This window comes from Agromyces cavernae (assembly GCF_021044935.1).
GTDB classification, from domain to species: Bacteria; Actinomycetota; Actinomycetes; order Actinomycetales; family Microbacteriaceae; genus Agromyces; species Agromyces cavernae.
In genome coordinates this window covers 47,118-64,724 of record NZ_JAJNMP010000001.1, presented here as the reverse complement: position 1 = coordinate 64,724, position 17,607 = coordinate 47,118, and the positions used below count along the sequence as shown (strand labels likewise).

The 17,607-nt window shown below is 70.4% G+C and carries 16 protein-coding genes; 11 read left to right on the top strand and 5 right to left on the bottom strand.

The annotated features are described in order from the left end of the window. Nucleotides 1-61 precede the first annotated feature (61 nt). Nucleotides 62-757, bottom strand: coding sequence for an endonuclease NucS (nucS, locus tag LQ757_RS00330; protein WP_231045228.1), 696 nt, complete (start codon nucleotides 755-757; stop codon nucleotides 62-64). Between the two features lie 391 nt (nucleotides 758-1,148). Beyond that, entirely contained in the window at nucleotides 1,149-2,408 is a 1,260-nt protein-coding gene (locus tag LQ757_RS00325) for an MFS transporter (RefSeq protein ID WP_231045227.1), read from the bottom strand. Between the two features lie 305 nt (nucleotides 2,409-2,713). On the opposite strand from LQ757_RS00325, the gene LQ757_RS00320 reads away from it, so the two are divergent. From LQ757_RS00320 to LQ757_RS00280, 9 genes are all read left to right on the top strand, one after another. Then, nucleotides 2,714-3,988 (top strand): ABC transporter substrate-binding protein, encoded by a 1,275-nt coding sequence (locus LQ757_RS00320; RefSeq protein WP_231045226.1) that lies wholly within the window; start codon nucleotides 2,714-2,716, stop codon nucleotides 3,986-3,988. Nucleotides 3,989-3,992: 4 nt separating this feature from the next. Further along, complete coding sequence (locus LQ757_RS00315) at nucleotides 3,993-4,967, top strand: carbohydrate ABC transporter permease (RefSeq protein WP_231045225.1); 975 nt, start codon at nucleotides 3,993-3,995, stop codon at nucleotides 4,965-4,967. Beyond that, a complete protein-coding gene (locus tag LQ757_RS00310) occupies nucleotides 4,960-5,862 on the top strand; it encodes a carbohydrate ABC transporter permease (protein WP_231045224.1) in 903 nt (300 codons plus the stop codon). The genes LQ757_RS00315 and LQ757_RS00310 overlap by 8 nt, the downstream gene beginning before the upstream one ends. A 4-nt stretch (nucleotides 5,863-5,866) precedes the next feature. Beyond that, entirely contained in the window at nucleotides 5,867-6,964 is a 1,098-nt protein-coding gene (locus LQ757_RS00305; RefSeq protein WP_231045223.1) for a LacI family DNA-binding transcriptional regulator, read from the top strand. A 58-nt stretch (nucleotides 6,965-7,022) separates the two neighbouring features. Beyond that, nucleotides 7,023-8,216 carry a Gfo/Idh/MocA family protein gene (locus tag LQ757_RS00300; protein WP_231045222.1) on the top strand — a complete coding sequence of 398 codons (1,194 nt, stop codon included), beginning with the start codon at nucleotides 7,023-7,025 and terminating at the stop codon, nucleotides 8,214-8,216. 135 nt (nucleotides 8,217-8,351) lie between these two features. Further along, on the top strand, nucleotides 8,352-9,395 hold the full coding sequence (gene tdh, locus LQ757_RS00295) for an L-threonine 3-dehydrogenase (RefSeq protein WP_231045221.1): 1,044 nt from the start codon (nucleotides 8,352-8,354) through the stop codon (nucleotides 9,393-9,395). Next, complete coding sequence (locus tag LQ757_RS00290) at nucleotides 9,395-10,585, top strand: glycine C-acetyltransferase (RefSeq protein WP_231045220.1); 1,191 nt, start codon at nucleotides 9,395-9,397, stop codon at nucleotides 10,583-10,585. The genes tdh and LQ757_RS00290 overlap by 1 nt, the downstream gene beginning before the upstream one ends. 234 nt (nucleotides 10,586-10,819) lie before the next feature. Then, nucleotides 10,820-11,911: a LacI family DNA-binding transcriptional regulator gene (locus LQ757_RS00285; protein ID WP_231045219.1), complete on the top strand. Its 1,092-nt coding sequence runs from the start codon at nucleotides 10,820-10,822 to the stop codon at nucleotides 11,909-11,911. An 85-nt stretch (nucleotides 11,912-11,996) separates the two neighbouring features. After that, nucleotides 11,997-12,776, top strand: a complete 780-nt coding sequence (locus LQ757_RS00280; RefSeq protein WP_231045218.1) for a substrate-binding domain-containing protein — start codon at nucleotides 11,997-11,999, stop codon at nucleotides 12,774-12,776. Between the two features lie 108 nt (nucleotides 12,777-12,884). Here LQ757_RS00280 and LQ757_RS00275 read toward each other — a convergent pair whose 3' ends face one another. From LQ757_RS00275 to LQ757_RS00265, 3 genes are read right to left on the bottom strand one after another with little or no spacing between them, the layout of a single operon-like run. Next, the gene (locus LQ757_RS00275) at nucleotides 12,885-13,328 is read right to left on the bottom strand and encodes a DUF4345 family protein (RefSeq protein ID WP_231045217.1); all 444 of its coding nucleotides are present in this window, start codon (nucleotides 13,326-13,328) and stop codon (nucleotides 12,885-12,887) included. Next, nucleotides 13,325-14,074 carry an SDR family oxidoreductase gene (locus LQ757_RS00270; RefSeq protein ID WP_231045216.1) on the bottom strand — a complete coding sequence of 250 codons (750 nt, stop codon included), beginning with the start codon at nucleotides 14,072-14,074 and terminating at the stop codon, nucleotides 13,325-13,327. Before LQ757_RS00270 ends, LQ757_RS00275 begins: the two co-directional genes overlap by 4 nt. Nucleotides 14,075-14,088: 14 nt before the next feature. Then, a complete protein-coding gene (locus tag LQ757_RS00265) occupies nucleotides 14,089-15,426 on the bottom strand; it encodes an MATE family efflux transporter (RefSeq protein ID WP_231045215.1) in 1,338 nt (445 codons plus the stop codon). Between the two features lie 146 nt (nucleotides 15,427-15,572). On the opposite strand from LQ757_RS00265, the gene LQ757_RS00260 reads away from it, so the two are divergent. Together LQ757_RS00260 and LQ757_RS00255 are read left to right on the top strand one after the other, a co-directional pair. Then, complete coding sequence (locus tag LQ757_RS00260) at nucleotides 15,573-16,913, top strand: TrkH family potassium uptake protein (RefSeq protein WP_231045214.1); 1,341 nt, start codon at nucleotides 15,573-15,575, stop codon at nucleotides 16,911-16,913. Further along, entirely contained in the window at nucleotides 16,906-17,604 is a 699-nt protein-coding gene (locus LQ757_RS00255) for a potassium channel family protein (protein WP_231045213.1), read from the top strand. Before LQ757_RS00260 ends, LQ757_RS00255 begins: the two co-directional genes overlap by 8 nt. Nucleotides 17,605-17,607: the final 3 nt, after the last annotated feature.

Here is a 17,607-nt window from a genome sequence, read left to right as displayed (position 1 = left end):
ATGGCTGTGCGTCGAGTGTGCGGCTTCTGCACGCGACCGGACACCTATGCGTGCGCCGTCGTCAGAAGAGTCGCGAGTGGCCGTCGTCGACGCCCCGCATCGCGTCGTAGTCGAGCACGAGGCAGCGGATGCCCCGGTCCTCGGCCAGGGTGCGAGCCTGGGGCTTGATCTCCTGAGCCGCGAACACGCCCGTCACGGGCGCGATGCGCGGGTCGCGGTTCATGAGCTCGAGGTAGCGCGTGAGCTGCTCGACACCGTCGATGTCGCCGCGGCGCTTGAGCTCGACGGCGACGCTCGATCCGGACGGGTCGGTCGCGAGGATGTCGACCGGACCGATCGCCGTCATGTACTCGCGCCGCACGAGCCGGTGACCCTCGCCGAGGAGCTCGATCTGCTCGGCGAGCAGCTTCTGCAGATGCGCCTCGACACCGTCCTTGACGAGCCCCGGGTCGATGCCGAGTTCGTGCGACGAGTCGTGCAGCACCTCGTGGATCGACACGATGAGCTGGTCGGCGGTCTTCTGGTGCGTCACGTTCCAGACCTCGGTGATGCCGGCCGCCACCTGGTCGTCGTCGGGTTCGGCAGTCGTGAGGGTGCACGGCGGGCTCATCCAGTTGAGCGGCTTGTAGCTGCCGCCGTCGGAGTGCACGAGCAGGCTGCCGTCGCCCTTGACCATGAGCAGCCGCGTCGCGAGCGGCAGGTGGGCGGAGAGGCGCCCCGCGTAGTCGACGGAGCAGCGGGCGATGACGAGGCGCACCCGGTGAGTCTACTTGCGCTCGTCCTCCCCGCGCCCAGCCACTCTCCTGCCGCGCCCGTCCCGCCTCGCTCGGCGCTGCGCCCCGCCCGCCTCTCTCTGCGCTGCGCCCCGCCCGCCTCTCTCTGCTGCCGCGCCCGTCGCGCCTCGCTCGGCGCCGCGCCCCGCCCGCCTCCTGGCGCCCGCACCCACCCCCGGCGATGCCGACCGTTTCCGTTTGCGCCGAACGTTCCCTCTGGAGTGGACGCATTCGGCGGGAATGGAAACGTTCGATGAAACGACGGGCGGATGACGCGAGGTGGGCGGATGCCGCGAGACGGGCGGATGACGCGGGCGGGCGGGTGCCGCGGGGCGGGCGGATGGCGCGGGGTGGGCGGATGCGGCGGGGCGAGCGTCAGGCTCCGGAGCGCGCCCGCGGGCCCGAGCGTTCGCGAGCCGCTGGCGCCGCGAGTCCCGCCAGCGCCATGAGTCCGAGCAGCAGGATGAGTCCGTTGAGGATCCCGAACATCTCGCCGAGGAACCCGATGAGGGGCGGGCCTACCAGGAACGCGCAGTACCCGATCATGGCGACCGCGCTGACGCGAGCCGCGGCATCCGCTCGGTCTGGAACATCGGCAGCAGCCGACATGCCGACCGGGAACGCGAGCGAGCAGCCGATACCCCAGAGCACCGTGCCCACGACGATCAGCCACGGCTCGCTCGAGAAGATGAACAGCGCGAGGCCGACGACGCCGATGATCGACATGCTCCGCAGCATCGCGACGCGACCGAATCGGTCGATGAACGGTCCTCCGGCGACGCGGGCGCTCGTGATGGCGATCGTGAACACCGTGAACATGGCCGCGCCGGCGGTCTGGTCGAGGCCGTGCCCGTCGACGGCGGCGATGGCCAGCCAATCGTTGGCGCTGCCCTCGGCGAACGACATGCCGAGCATGACGACGCCGATGAGCAGCAGTCGCGGGTCGGCCCAGACGCGCAGGCTGCGCCGCAGTCGAACACTCCACGGCTCGCGCACCGTGTCGGTGTGCGGGTCGTCGCCCAGCTCCTCACGCACCGGCACGAACCGCACGGCGATGATCGCCGTCACCGCGATGAGCGCGGCGATGATCGCGAGGTGCGCCCACACCGGCAGTGCGATCGCGGATGCCGCGACCGCGAGCGCTGCGCCGGCGACGGTGCCGAAGCTGAAGAACGCGTGCATGAGCGGCATCACGGTCTTGCCGAGCTCGCGTTCGGCCTCGGCCCCCTCGACGTTCATCATGACGTCGACCGATCCGTTGCCGAATCCGAACAACGCGAGGCCGACCACGACGAGCGGCACCGACGGCGCGATGGAGCCGCCGATGCCGATCAGCACGAGTCCCGCCGCGACGAGCAGGAGCACACCCGACATGCCGAGCCGGGCACCGAAGCGGGCCATGATCCAGGGTGCGCCGATGAGCCCGAGGACCGAGCTGATCGACATCGCGAGGATCACGAGGCCCACGCCCTGCGTGCTGACACCGATCTCGTCGCGAATCGCCGGGAGACGCGCGACCCAGCTCGCGAGACTCAGTCCCGACAGGAAGAAGATCGTGAAGATCGCGTTGCGCCACGCGACGAGTTCGCGGGTCGGGCGCGCGGCTGCGGCCGTCGGCTGCGGGGTTTCGGTCATGCTGGCTGCTTCTGGGTCGGATTCTTCGGCGTGGGGGTGCGGCATCGGCGCCCGGTGGCGGCGGATGTCGAGGTATCGAATCGATTCGATTCCGTTCGAGCACTTTATCGACGTGGGGATTCGCCCGCAAGCCGCTGCCTGGGTCGGGCGAGCTCGTGCGGGCCAATCGTCCCCCATCCGCCCGCGGCGCTTGCGTGCGCAGGACCACCCCGCTACTGTCCTGTTAATCGTTTAGCTAAACGATTAACACCGCGGGCCAGCACCGCGAAACCCCCTCACCAGAGACAGATCCAAAGGAGGATCGGATGCTTCGAAGCGCAATCGCCCGACGGGGTGCTGCGGCACTGGCTGTAGCCGCGACGGCAGCGCTCGCCATGAGTGCCTGCAGCAGCTCGGGTTCCAGCGGAGGAGGCGGCGAAGACGTCACCATCACGTATGGAATCTGGGACGAGAACCAGCAGCCTGCGATGGAGGACATCGCCGCCGCGTTCACCGCCGAGCACCCGAACGTGACGGTCGACATCCAGCTGACTCCGTACAAGGAGTACTTCACCAAGCTGCAGACCTCGGTGTCGGGCGGTGCCGCACCCGACGTCTTCTGGATGAACGGCCCGAACTTCCAGCTGTACGCCTCGAACGGCGTGATCGCCCCGCTCGACGACCAGGGCATCGAGACAGCCGACTACCCGCAGGGCCTCATCGACCTGTACACGTTCGACGGCAAGCTGTACGGCGCCCCGAAGGACTTCGACACGGTCGCTCTCTGGTACAACAAGGAACTCTTCGACGCGGCCGGCGTCGCCTACCCCGAGGCCGGGTGGACCTGGGAAGACCTGAAGGCGGCCGCAGCGAAGCTCACCGACCCGGCGAAGGGTCAGTTCGGCATCGCGGCGAGCCAGTACGGCCAGGAGAACTTCTACAACTCGATCGCACAGTCCGGCGGCGAGGTCATCTCGGCCGACGGCGCCCAGACCGGGTACGACACCCCGGAGGCACTCGAGGGCATCGAGCTCTGGACCGACCTCATCGCGGCCGGCGCCTCCCCGACCGCGCAGCAGATGACCGACACCAACCCCGAGGACTTCTTCCTCTCGGGCAAGGTCGCGATGTTCCAGAACGGGTCGTGGGCGGCTGTCGCGTATGCCGACAACGCCGACATCGCCGAGAAGGTCGATGTTGCTCCGCTCCCGGCGGGCGAGGACGGCAACCAGAGCGTCATCCACGGCATCGGCAACGTGGCGAACGCGAAGAGCGACAACCTCGACATCGCGAAGCAGTTCGCCGCGTTCGCGAGCTCCGAGCAGGCCGCCGAGATCCAGGCCGAGACGGGAACCGTGATCCCCGCGTTCACGGGAACCCAGCAGGCCTGGGTCGACGCGCTCCCGCAGTACGACCTGCAGGTCTACATCGACGCGCTCGAGACCGCAGTCGCGTACCCGATCTCGAAGAACACCTCCGCGTGGACGTCGATCGAGAGCGAGGTCCTCTCGCAGGTGTGGGCCGGCAGCGTCTCGCCGAAGGACGGCCTGCAGCAGCTCGCCGAGCAGATGCAGGCTGCGCTGGACGCGGAGTCGGAGTAGCGCCATGACCGAACTGATCGCGCAGCGCACGGGCGCGCCGATCTCCGAGCTCGACCGGGGGCGGCCCGAGGCCGCCCCCGGGCGGGGCCGTCGCCGAGGGCGCGGACCGGGCCAGTCTCCGTGGTGGGCGCTGCTGTTCATCGGCCCGACCGCGGCCGGCCTCCTGGCCTTCTACCTCTGGCCGACCGTGCGCACCTTCCTGATGTCGTTCACCGAGTCCGGCCCCTTCGGCGGCTCCGAGTTCGTCGGCATCGACAATTACGTTCGGCTCTTCCAGGACCCCGAGCTGATCGGCGCCCTGCGCAACACCGCGGTGTACACCGTGATCGCCCTCATCGGCATCCCCGTCGCGGTCGCCATCGCCGCCCTGCTCAACACCGCCGGCCTGCGCGGGCGCGGGGTGTACCGCACGCTCTACTTCATCCCCGTCGTCACGATGCCGGCCGCGATCGCGCTCGTCTGGCGCATGATCTACAACGGCGACTACGGCGTGCTCAACGAGGTGCTCGGCGTCTTCGGCATCGACGGAAAGAGCTGGCTCACCGACCCGAACACCGCGCTCGCCGCCATCGCCGTCGTCGGCATCTGGGCCGGTCTCGGCACCAACATCGTCATCTTCCTCGCCGGCCTGCAGGGCATCCCCGACACCGTGATCGAGGCGGCCGATCTCGACGGCGCGGGCCCGGTGCGCAAGTTCTTCTCGATCACGATCCCGCTGCTCAGCCCGAGCATCTTCTTCGTGAGCGTGATCAGCGTCATCGGCGCGCTGCAGGTGTTCGACCTCATCTACATGATGCTCGGCCAGTCGAACCCGGCGATGCCGAACACCCGCACGATCGTCTACCTCTTCTACGAGGCGGGCTTCCTCGACAACGAGCAGGGCTACGCCGCGGCGATCGCGTTCCTGCTCCTCATCATCATCCTCGTGCTGACGGTCGTGCAGTTCCGTCTGCAGAAGAAGTGGGTGCACTATGAGTGATCTCTCCCTCGACACCCGGGCGATGACCGGGGCCCCGTCCGAGGCATCCGAATCTCGAACGGCTGAGCCGGATCGCCGGCGCAACCGCGGCCACTGGCTCGTGCACGTGCTGCTGGCCGGCGGTGCCGTCCTCATGGTCTTCCCGTTCGTCTGGCAGACGCTGACCGCGTTCAAGACGTTCCAGGACTCGGTGCAGGTGCCGCCGATCATCCTGCCCGACCCCTGGGTGTTCACGAACTTCGCCGAGGTCTTCGAGTCGATGCCCTTCGGCCAGATGTTCCTGAACTCGGTGCTGCTCACGATCGGCCGCACCGTGGGGCAGGTCATCCTGTGCACGATGGCGGGCTACGCGTTCGCCCGCATCCCGTTCAAGGGGCGCAACGTCGTGTTCGTGGTGTTCCTCTCGGTGCTCATGGTGCCGTCGCAGCTGTACCTGCTGCCGCAGTACGAGATCATCCAGTCGCTCGGCTGGCTGAACACGCTGCAGGCGCTCATCGTGCCGGGCATCTTCAGCGCGTTCGGCACGTTCCTCATGCGGCAGTTCTTCATGTCGATGCCGGCCGAGCTCGAGGAGGCGGCGCGCATCGACGGGGCGAATCCGTGGCAGACCTTCGTCAGGGTCATGGTGCCCTTGGCGAAGCCCGGAATCATCGCGCTCACGGTCTTCACCGTGCTGTGGTCGTGGAACGACCTCCTGTGGCCGCTCGTCGTCACGACCGACCCCGAGAAGATGCCGCTGTCGGTCGGCCTGTCGCAGCTCGTCGGCCTCCACGGCACTGACTACCCTGTGCTGATGGCGGGCGCACTGCTGGCAACACTGCCCATGCTGATCACCTTCATGATCCTGCAGAAGCAGTTCATCCAGGGCATCGCCTTCTCGGGTACGAAGGGGTGAGCTGATGGTGCAGGACAACGCGTCGGGCCAGGGCGGTACCGGCACATTCCGGCCGGGCAGCGGAACGGCAGCGCGCCGCCGCCCGACGCTGCGCATGGTCGCCGAGCTCGCCGGAGTCTCGACGGCGACCGTGTCGTACGTGTTCTCGGGTCGCAACGGCGGCGGTTCGGGCGTCGCCGAGCCCACCGCGAAGCGCGTGCTCGAGGCCGCCGAGCAGCTGAACTACCGGCCCAACCGAGCCGCCCGAACCATCCGCACGGGTCGCAGCGACACCGTGCAGCTGTCACTGCACATGCTGAGCGACCCGTGGTCGCTCGCCGTCGCCGCGGCCGTCAACGAGGAGGCGAACCGCCACGGCCTCACGACGCTGATCCTCGCGGACGGCGACTGGTACGCCGCACTCGACCGGGTCGAGAGCGACGTCGCCTACCTCGACGCCGCGGTCGGCAGCGACGAGGCCCGGCGCAAGCTGCAGGCGCTCGCCGAGCGCGGCCAGCGCCTCGTCGTCTTCAGCGAGACCCTCGAGCCCGACGGGTACGACGTGATCCGCTCCGACGCGATTCCCGGCTGCTACCTCGCGATGGATCACCTGCTCGAACGGCACACCGCGATCGGATGCCTCGTGGCGGAGGGTGCGGTGCGCACGCCCGAGCACTCCCGGTACACCCCGTACCTCGTGCGGATGCGCGAGCGCGGACTGCCGATCGTGCCCGAGCACACCGCGACGTACGCCGACACGCAGGCGAGCGCGTTCACCGCGGCGGTCGCGTTGCTCTCGCGCGAGGACCGCCCCACGGCGATCTACGCGACGACCGACTTCGCGGCCATCGCGGCGATCAACGCCGCGCACATGCTCGGCCTGCGGGTGCCGCACGACGTGGCCGTGATCGGCATCGGCAACACGCCCGACGCGCAGTCGATCGCGCCGACCCTGACCACCGTCGGCCCGACCGACTTCTACCGCAGGCAGGCCGAGATCATCGTCGCCCGAGCGCTCGACTCGGGCGACGGCGAGCCCGGTCTGCACGAGTTCCCCTGGTCGCTCGTCCCGGGCGGCTCGACCGACCTCGACGCGCCGCCGCGACCGGCGCGCACGAACTGAACCCCGCGCCGGCAGGCGACACCTGTACGCGGCAAACACCCTGAAGGAGCACCACCCCGTGGATCTGAACATCGGCATCGTCGGCTTCGGCGCGCGCGCCTCACTCTGGACCGAGGCGCACAAGCCCGGCCGGGGATCGCGCGTGACCGCCGTCTGCGATCTCGCCGAGCGCTCGCGCGCAGAGGCGCGCGCAGCGCTGCCCGAGGCATCCGTCACCGAATCGCTCGACGAGCTGCTGGCCAGCGGTGTCGACGCGGTGATGGTGCTGACCCCCGACCACCAGCACGCGCCGGTCGCGATCGCGGCACTCGAGGCGGGAGTGCCCGTGTTCTGCGAGAAGCCGCTCGCCGTCACGGTGGAGGATGCCGACGCCATCCTCGAGACGGCGCGCCGCACCGGCACCCGGCTGTACGTCGGCCACAACATGCGGCACATGTCGGTCGTGCTGCTCATGCGCCGGCTCATCCTCGAGGGACGCATCGGCGAGGTGAAGGCCGTGTGGTGCCGCCACTTCGTCGGCAACGGCGGCGACTACTACTTCAAGGACTGGCACGCCGAACGCGAGAAGACCACCGGCCTGCTGCTGCAGAAGGGCGCGCACGACCTCGACGTCATCCACTGGCTCGCGGGCGCGTACACGACCGAGGTGCAGGCGATGGGGTCGCTGAGCGTCTACGGCGACGTCGACGACCGGCGCGACCGGTCGGGCGAGCGCATGCGCGACTGGTTCAGCCTCGACAACTGGCCGCCGGCCTCGCAGACCGGGCTCAACCCCGTGATCGACGTCGAGGACATCTCGATGGTGAACCTGCGGCTCGGCAACGGCGTGCTCGCTTCGTACCAGCAGTGCCACTTCACGCCCGACTACTGGCGCAACTACACGGTGATCGGCACCGAGGGCCGCATCGAGAACTTCGGGGATGTCTCGGGGTCGGAGGTTCGGCTCTGGAACCGGCGTCACAACGGGGCGGCGCCCGCCGACGAGACCTTCATCGTGCCCGAATCGCCCGAGGACGTCGGTCACGACGGCGCCGATGCGCTGCTCGTCGCCGAGTTCCTGCGGTTCGTGCGCGACGGCGGGCTCACCGAGACCTCGCCCGTGGCCGCGCGTGAGGCGGTCGCCGTCGGCATCCGCGCCACCGAGTCGCTGCGCGGTGACGGGGGAACCCTCGCCGTGCCGCCGCTCGAGCCCGACCTCGTCGAGTACTTCGAGGCGGGGCAGGTCGAGACGGCGGGCGCGGCCCGGCCCTGAGGCATCCGCGCCTCGCCCGGCCCTGAGACATCCGCGCCGATACGATGGCTGAGTCATCCGGCGCACCCACCGGACCACCCGCATGAACCGCCGCACCCAGCGGTTCGTGCGCCGAAACAACGGAGTTCCGAGCACATGAAGGCCCTCTACAAACCCGCCCCCGGCGCCGGACTGGAATACGTCGACCGGCCCGAGCCCGAACCGGGGCCCGCCGACGTGAAGATCCGGGTGCTGCGCACCGGTATCTGCGGCACCGACCTGCACATCGAGAAGTGGGACGACTGGGCCGCGTCCACGATCGCCGCACCGCTCGTGCCCGGGCACGAGTTCTACGGCGAGGTCGTCGAGGTCGGCGAGCTCGTGCACGACGTCGCCGTCGGCGACCACGTGTCGGGCGAGGGACACGTCGTGTGCGGCATGTGCCGCAACTGCCGCGCGGGGCGGCGACAGATGTGCATCCGCACCCAGGGTCTCGGCCTGCACCGCGACGGCGCCTTCGCCGAGTACGTGGTGCTGCCCGGCGAGAACGTGTGGGTGCACCACTCGCCCGTCGAGCCCGAGGTCGGTGCGATCTTCGACCCGTTCGGCAACGCCGTGCACACCGCCCTCGCGTTCTCGGTCGTCGGCGAAGACGTGCTGGTCACGGGCTGCGGCCCGATCGGCCTGATGTCGATCGCCGTCGCGCGCCACGTCGGCGCCCGCTTCATCGTCGCCTCCGACGTGTCGCCCGCGCGGCTCGAGCTCGCGCTCGCCATGGGCGCCGACGCCGCCGTCGACGTCTCGACGGAGCGCGTGCGCTCCGCGCAGGAGCAGTTGGGCATGCGCGAGGGCTTCGACGTCGGCTTCGAGATGAGCGGGTCGCCTCGCGCGCTGCCCGAGATGATCGAGAACATGAATCACGGCGGTCGGATGGCCCTGCTCGGCCTTCCCGCCGAGCCGTACGCCGTCGACTGGGGCAAGGTGGTCACCCACATGCTCACGCTCAAGGGCATCTACGGACGCGAGATGTTCGAGACGTGGAACTCGATGAGCGCCATGCTGCAGACGAGCGAGCAGCTGCGGTCGCGTGTGGCGTCGATCATCAGTGATCGATACCCCGCGCGCGAGTGGCGCACGGCATTCGACGCTGCCGCGTCCGGCGGCGTGGGCAAGGTCATCCTCGACTGGACGGAGCTCTGATGTACACGACGGTCCGCGACCAGCTTCGCGCCGAACTCGACGAGATCGAGGCGGCCGGCCTCACCAAGCGCGAGCGCGGCATCCACGGCCCGCAGTCCTCGCAGATCGAGGTCGGCGGGCGCGAGGTGCTGAACTTCTGCGCCAACAACTACCTCGGGCTCGCCAACGACCCGCGCATCGTCGAGGCGGCGCACCGCGGCCTCGACGAGTGGGGCTACGGACTCGCGAGCGTGCGATTCATCTGCGGAACGCAGGAACTGCACCTCGAACTCGAGGGCCGCGTGTCGGCGTTCCTGGGCTATGACGACACGATCCTGTTCTCGTCGTGCTTCGACGCGAACGGGGGCGTGTTCGAGGTGCTCTTCGGAGCCGACGACGCGATCATCAGCGACGAGCTCAACCACGCGTCGATCATCGACGGCATCAGGCTGTCGAAGGCGCAGCGGTTCCGCTACAAGAACCGGGACATGGCCGACCTCGAGGCGCAGCTCGTGGCGGCCGCAGGCGCGCGCCGCCGCGTGATCGTCACCGACGGGGTCTTCTCGATGGACGGCTACATCGCCCCGCTCGCCGAGATCTGCGATCTGGCCGACAGGTACGACGCCCTCGTCTTCGTAGACGACTCGCATGCCGTGGGCTTCGTGGGCTCGCACGGGCGCGGTACGCCCGAGTACTGCGGTGTCGAGGGCCGGGTCGACATCACGACCGGCACGTTCGGCAAGGCCCTCGGCGGAGCATCCGGCGGGTACGTGGCCGCGCGCGCCGAGATCGTGGCGCTGCTGCGCCAGCGCGCCCGGCCGTACCTCTTCTCGAACACGCTCGCGCCGGCGATCGTCGCCGGCACGCTGCAGGCGCTCGAACTGCTCGAGTCGTCGGGGTCGCTGCGCGAACGGCTGCAGGCGAACGCGGCGCTGTTCCGCTCGCTCATGGAGGCCGAGGGTTTCGACCTGCTGCCCGGCGAGCACCCGATCGTGCCCGTCATGTTCGGCGACGCGGCGCTCACGGCGCGCATCGCCGACGCCCTGCAGGCGCGGGGCGTGTACGTGACGGCGTTCAGCTTCCCGGTGGTGCCGCGCGGTGCGGCGCGCATCCGGGTGCAGCTGTCGGCAGCGCACTCCGAGGAGGAGATCCGCCGCTGCGTCGAGGCGTTCGCGGCCGCGCGCGACGAGGTCGCCGCACCCGTGGGTTGAGGAGGCGCGCCAGCGCCGCACTGTGGTGGGTGAGGAGGCGCGCCAGCGCCGCTCACCCTGGCACGCCCCTCGCGCAACTGAGGAAAAGAGGACCCATCCCCGCCCCAGCCGGAGGACTGCGCCCATTCTCCTGAGCTGCGGCATCCGGAGTGAGGGCGCGGCAGCGCGCTCGGTGCGCATCGGTCGGAGAGTTTTCCCGGCCCCCTCGAATCGATTCGGCCTAGAATCGGGCGCATGCAGTCCGAACCTGCCCCGCGTGAGGGCACGCTCGCACGACCCACGCTCGCCGATGTCGCGGCCCGCGCCGGCGTGTCGGCATCGACCGCCTCGCTCGCGTTCAGCGGCTCCGGCCCGGTGTCGGATGCCACGAAGGAGCGCGTCCTCGCCGCCGCCGCCGAACTCGGCTACGCGGGACCCGACCCGCGCGCGCGGTCGCTGCGCCGCGGACGCTCGGGCATCGTCGGCGTCGTGCTCGAGGAGCGGGTGCGGGCGGCGTTCCTCGACCCGGTGAAGATCCAGATGCTCGACGGCATCACCGAGGGCATCGCGCCGCTCGGTGCGGGCCTGCTGCTGCTCACCGATACCGGCGAGGCGGGCGGCAACGCGGTCGGCATCGAGAGCGCACCGGTCGACGCGGTCGTGCTCGTCGGCTGCAGCCCACGGCTCGGCGACGCGGTCGAGGTGCTGCGCCGCCGTGGCATCCCGGCGGTCGCGATCGAGGGCGCGGCGGGAGAGGGCGTGCCCCAGATCTCGATCGACAATCGTGAGGCCACGAGGCGTGGCGCCGAGTACCTGCGTGAACTCGGGCACACGGATGTCGCGCTCGTGACACTCCCGTTCGACGCCGACCGCACGCGTGGTCCGCTGACGCCCGAGCTCATCGCCGCGAGCACCGCCGACACCGCGAGCGAGCGGCTCGCCGGCGCCCGGCTGGTGTTCCCCGATGCCAACGGACGCGCCGCCGCCGCGAGCTCGATCGAAGAGGGCCGCGAGGCCGGCCTCGCCCTGCTGGCAGACCCGGCGACCCGCCCCAGCGCGATCATCGCCCAGAGCGACCTGCTGGCCGCCGGGGTCATCAATGCCGCCGAGGAGCTCGGCATCGCCGTGCCCGCCGAGCTCAGTGTGCTCGGGTTCGACGGCATCCGCGTCGACGGGTTGCAGCACGACCTCACGACCCTCGCCCAGCCTTCGGTGGCGAAGGGGCGAGCGGCGGGCGAAGCGGTCGTGCAGTTGCTCGCCGGGGAGCCGGGCGAGTCGGTGTGCTTCACGAGCACCCTGCACGTCGGCGACACCACGGCGCCGCACCCGGCTCGCGCGGCGCGCTGAGCCCGGACGCCGCACCCGGCCGCGGCGTCCGGACCGCTCCGCATCGGCCGCGGCGCCCGGACCGCTTCGGAATGCTCGCGAACGCGTGAGTCAGGCGTATCGTCGCGCTCAGTCGCGTGATACCGGCGAGGCGGGCGGCAACGCGGTCGGCATCGAGAGCGCACCGGTCGACGCGGTCGTGCTCGTCGGCTGCAGCCCACGGCTCGGCGACGCGGTCGAGGTGCTGCGCCGCCGTGGCATCCCGGCGGTCGCGATCGAGGGCGCGGCGGGAGAGGGCGTGCCCCAGATCTCGATCGACAATCGTGAGGCCACGAGGCGTGGCGCCGAGTACCTGCGTGAACTCGGGCACACGGATGTCGCGCTCGTGACACTCCCGTTCGACGCCGACCGCACGCGTGGTCCGCTGACGCCCGAGCTCATCGCCGCGAGCACCGCCGACACCGCGAGCGAGCGGCTCGCCGGCGCCCGGCTGGTGTTCCCCGATGCCAACGGACGCGCCGCCGCCGCGAGCTCGATCGAAGAGGGCCGCGAGGCCGGCCTCGCCCTGCTGGCAGACCCGGCGACCCGCCCCAGCGCGATCATCGCCCAGAGCGACCTGCTGGCCGCCGGGGTCATCAATGCCGCCGAGGAGCTCGGCATCGCCGTGCCCGCCGAGCTCAGTGTGCTCGGGTTCGACGGCATCCGCGTCGACGGGTTGCAGCACGACCTCACGACCCTCGCCCAGCCTTCGGTGGCGAAGGGGCGAGCGGCGGGCGAAGCGGTCGTGCAGTTGCTCGCCGGGGAGCCGGGCGAGTCGGTGTGCTTCACGAGCACCCTGCACGTCGGCGACACCACGGCGCCGCACCCGGCTCGCGCGGCGCGCTGAGCCCGGACGCCGCACCCGGCCGCGGCGTCCGGACCGCTCCGCATCGGCCGCGGCGCCCGAACCGCTTCGGAATGCTCGCGAACGCGTGAGTCAGGCGTATCGTCGCGCTCAGTCGCGTGCTGGTTTCGGCGATCCGGTGCCGCGCGGCACGCGGCCTCCGCGCCGCATGCGCACGAGCGCGACTCCGATGAGCGCCAGAGGCAGCACCACGAGCACCCAGAGCCCGATCGTGAGGATCGCCGCCTCGACATCGGAGGCGTCGTGCAGGTGCCCGAGGTGGAACACCAGGTGCGGTACCGCGAAGGCGAGGTACGCGAGGAGCGCGACGATCACCCACTTCGTCTGGGGCCAGATGGCCGCGGCACCGAGGACGATGGCCAGCCCGAGCGTCGCCCCGCCGAAATCGCGGAACAGGTGTTCGCTGTAGGGAGGCGTGAGGTTCACGGTCGACACGTCGTCGTAGAAGCTCTCGGGAAAGAGCAGTGTCCAGAGTCCGAGCGTCATTTCGATGAGCGCGAGCGCGGCGAGCCCGATGCGCAGTGCAAGTGTCATGGGCGCACTCCGTGGCGTTCCGCCAGGAAGTCCGCGAACGTCTGCGTTCCGTAGGCGGGGCCAGGCACGAGGTTGTGGCCGGCCGCGTAGCCGGCGAAGATCCGGCCGGGGAGTGAGATCGGCGTGATCTTGCGCCGCACGGATGCCGCCTGCTCCCACTGCCGTGCGAGGTCGGACGCCGGCAGTTGTTCGGGCCCACCGATGTCGGGAACGCGACCTGCGGCTTCCGCGACGGCGAGCTCGGCCAAGCGGGTTGCGATGTCCCCGGTCGCGATCGGCTGGAATGAGAACTTCGGTGCGAACACGACCGGCAGGTGGCGCTGCACGCTGAACAGCCGCTCGACGAGTTCGTGGAACTGCGTCGCACGCAGGATCGTGTGCGGCAAGCCCGACGACGCGAGCAGCTGCTCGATCGCGAGCTTCTCGCGGTAGTAGCCGAGCGGAATTCGGTCGACGCCCACGATCGACGTGTAGATCAGGTGACGGATGCCGGCGACCCGACACTCGTCGAGCAGGGTGCGCGCCAGCGCGACATCACCCCGCCCGTTGCGCGTGGCGAGGTGCAGCACGGTGTCGACCCCGTCGACCGCATCCCGGATTCCGACGCCGGTACGAAGGTCACCGAAGACGTGGCCTTCGCCCTCGCGGCGGCTCAGCACCCGCACGTCGTGCCCTGCAGAGCGAAGCGTCGCTACGGTCGGGCGGCCGAGCTTGCCCGTGCCGCCGGTGACGAGGAGCGTGGTCATGGTGCGATCCTCTCTCAGCCGGGCGCGCCGGTGATCATCCACGCCGATCCGCGCGCTCGCAGCCACAGGGTGACAGCGCGCGCCGCGAGGTACCCGATCGCGAACGCCGCCATGAGCCACGCGGGCCCGGCCGCGCCGGCCGGTGCGACCGCGACGACGGCGACGGCGAGCGGCACGAACACCGCGAGGTTGACGAGGCCGGTCCAGGCGAGGTAGCGCGCGTCGCCCGCGCCGATGAGCACGCCGTCGAGCACGAACACGAGTCCGCCGAGCGGCGCAGAGAGCCCGAGCACGACGAGCGTCGGCGGCAGCAGCGCCTGGACCTCGGGAGAGCTCGTGAAGAGCGCGGGCAGCACCCACGCCGTCGCGATGACGAGTGCCCCGACGACCACGCCGCCGCCGATGCCCCACTGCAGGCAGCGTCGCAGCACTGCGCGCACCCGGGCGACGTCGCCCGCGCCGAGTCCGAGCCCGACGAGGGCCTGCGCGGCGATCGCGAGGGCGTCGAGCGCGAACCCGATGGTGAAGTAGAGGGTGATCGCGACCTGGAACGCGGCGAGCTCGTTCGACCCGAGCGAGGTCGCCGCCCAGGTCGCCAGCAGCAGCGCCGCCCGCAGGCTCGCGGTGCGCAGGAACAGCCACCCGCCCGACCGTGCCCCACGCAGCACGCCGGCGTGGTGCGGCCACGGGCTCGCCCCTTCGCGCGCGGCATGGCGACCGACGACCACGAGATACACGAGCACCATGCCCCACTGCGCGACGACCGTGCCCCACGCCGACCCGGCGATGCCCCAGCCGAGCACGTAGATGAACACGTAGTTGAGCGCGATGTTGACGGTGAACCCGATGCCGGCGACCCACAGCGGCGTGCGCGTGTCCTGCAGGCCCCGCAGCAGTCCGGTGGCCGCGAAGACGACGAGCATGGCGGGCAGCCCGGCCATCGAGATCGACAGGTACACGGATGCCTCGGCGGCGACGTCGCCCGCGGCCCCGAACAGGCCCACCAGCAGGGGAGTGGCGAACCACCCCGCGACGGCGAGCACCGCGCCGAGGCCGAGCGCCAGCCAGAGCCCGTCGATGCCCGCCGCGACCGCGCCACGGCGATCGCCCGTGCCGACGCGCCGCGCCACCGCGGGCGTCGTCGCGTAGGCGAGGAACACCATCAGCCCGATGATCGTCTGCAGGATCGCGCTCGCGAGCCCGAGCCCCGCGAGCGGCGTCGCCCCGAGGTGGCCGATCATGGCGGTGTCGGCGAGCAGGAAGAGCGGCTCGGCGATGAGCGCGCCGAGCGCGGGCACCGCGAGCCGCAGGATGTCGCGGTCGACGGAACGGCGTTCAACGGTCTTGCTCATGGCGTCTCGAGCCTAAGCGCGGCCACCGACCCGGGCCTCGCTCGCGCCCACGGCACTCGATGGGTCATCCGCTCGCCCATCGGCGAGCCGAGCGGAATAGTGTTGCGTGCGTGAGTACTGGTGCGAGGCTGCGACCGGCGCGACGGATGTCGCGTCGCAGGGCATTCCGCCTGCACCCCGCGCAGGTCGTGGTGGTCGGCTTCGGCGGCGCCGTGCTGGTCGGCACGGTTCTGCTCATGTTGCCGATCTCGGCGACCGAGGGCGTGCCCCCGTCGTTCGTCGATGCGCTGTTCACGGCGACCTCGGCCGTCTGCGTGACGGGCCTCACCGTGCTCGACACCCCCACGTTCTGGAGCCCCTTCGGGCAGGTCGTCATCATGCTGCTCATCCAGCTGGGCGGGCTCGGCATCATGATCTTCGCCGCCCTGATCGGGCTGCTGCTCGCGCGCCGCATGTCGGTGAGGTCGCGCCTGAACACGGCGAGCGAGGCGAAGGCGATCGGGTTCGACGACGTGCGCGGGCTCGTACGGGGCATCGTGCTGATCTCGCTCACGATCGAGGTCGCCGTCTTCGTGCTGCTGTTCCCGCGGTTCATGCTGGGGTACGGCTACGGGGTCGGTGAGGCGGCGTGGCACGCCGCGTTCCACTCGGTGTCGTCGTTCAACAACGCCGGGTTCGCCCTCTACAGCGACAACCTCATCGGGTTCGTGAGCGACCCTTGGATCTGCCTGTCGCTCGCGGGCGCCATCATCCTCGGCGGGCTCGGATTCCCCGTGATCATGCAGCTCCGCAAGGAGTTCACCCGGCCGCTGCACTGGACGATGAACACCAAGCTCGTGCTGACGGGCACCGTGACGCTGCTCGTCGCAGGCACCGCGTACATCACCGTGATCGAGTGGAACAACCCCGAGACGTTCGGCGCGCTCGACCCCGCCGCGCGGGTGTTGGCGGGGTTCTTCCAGTCGGTGCAGACCCGCACCGCGGGCTTCAACTCGGTCGACATCGGCCTGATGCGCGACGAGACCTGGCTCGGCATGGACGTGCTGATGTTCATCGGCGGCGGGCCCGCCGGCACCGCGGGCGGCATCAAGGTGACGACGTTCGCCGTGCTGTTCTTCATCATGATGACCGAGCTGCGCGGCGAGGGCGCGGTGAACATCTTCGGCAAGCGGCTCTCGCGCGCGGTGCATCGGCAGGCGATCACCGTCGTGCTGATCGCCGTGGCGGCCGTGGTCATCGCGACGGCCCTGCTCATGCTCATCACCGGAATGGACCTCGACCGGTTGCTCTTCGAGGCCGTGTCGGCGTTCGCGACGGTGGGGCTGTCGACGGGGATCACGGCCGGCCTGCCCGATGCGGCGAAGGTCATCCTGGTGCTGCTCATGTTCCTCGGCCGGCTCGGGCCGCTGACCCTGGGCTCGGCGATCGCGCTCCGCGAGCGCCGGATCCTGTACGAATACCCGAAGGAGAGGCCCGCTATTGGCTAGATTCGCGATCTTCGCCGCCGACACGTCGCGGCGCATCGCCGAAGCCGACTCGGTCGCCGTCATCGGCCTCGGCCGGTTCGGCAGTTCGCTCGCGCTCGAGCTCATGGCCGGCGGCACCGAGGTGCTCGGCATCGACGTCGACGAAGACCTCGTGCAGGCGCTGAACGGCCAGCTCACGCAGGTCGTCCGCGCGGACTCCACGAAGGAGGAGGCGCTGCGCCAGCTCGCCGTCCACGAGTTCGACCGCGTGGTCGTTGCGATCGGCGACGACATCTCGGCCTCGATCCTCACGTGCTCGGTGCTGCTGAGCCTCAAGATCCCCGTCATCTGGGCGAAGGTCGGCGACGAGCGGCACGGCCTGATCCTCGAGCAACTCGGGGTGCACCACGTCATCTACCCCGAGCAGGAGATGGGCCGCAAAGTGGCGCACCTCGTGCGTGGCGCCGCGCAGGACTACGTCGAGGTCGAGCGCGGCTACGTGGTCGTGAAGTCGTCGCCGCCCGCCCGACTCTGCGGCATTCCGCTCGGCAAGACCGGCCTTCGCAAGGAGTTCGGCGTGACCGTGGCGGCCTACAAGAAGCCCGGAGCCGAGTGGACGAACGCAGATGCCGACACCGTGCTGGGCGTCGACGACACGATCCTCATCGTGGGGCCGACACGAAAGGCCGAGGGCTTCGCACAGCTGCGCTGACCC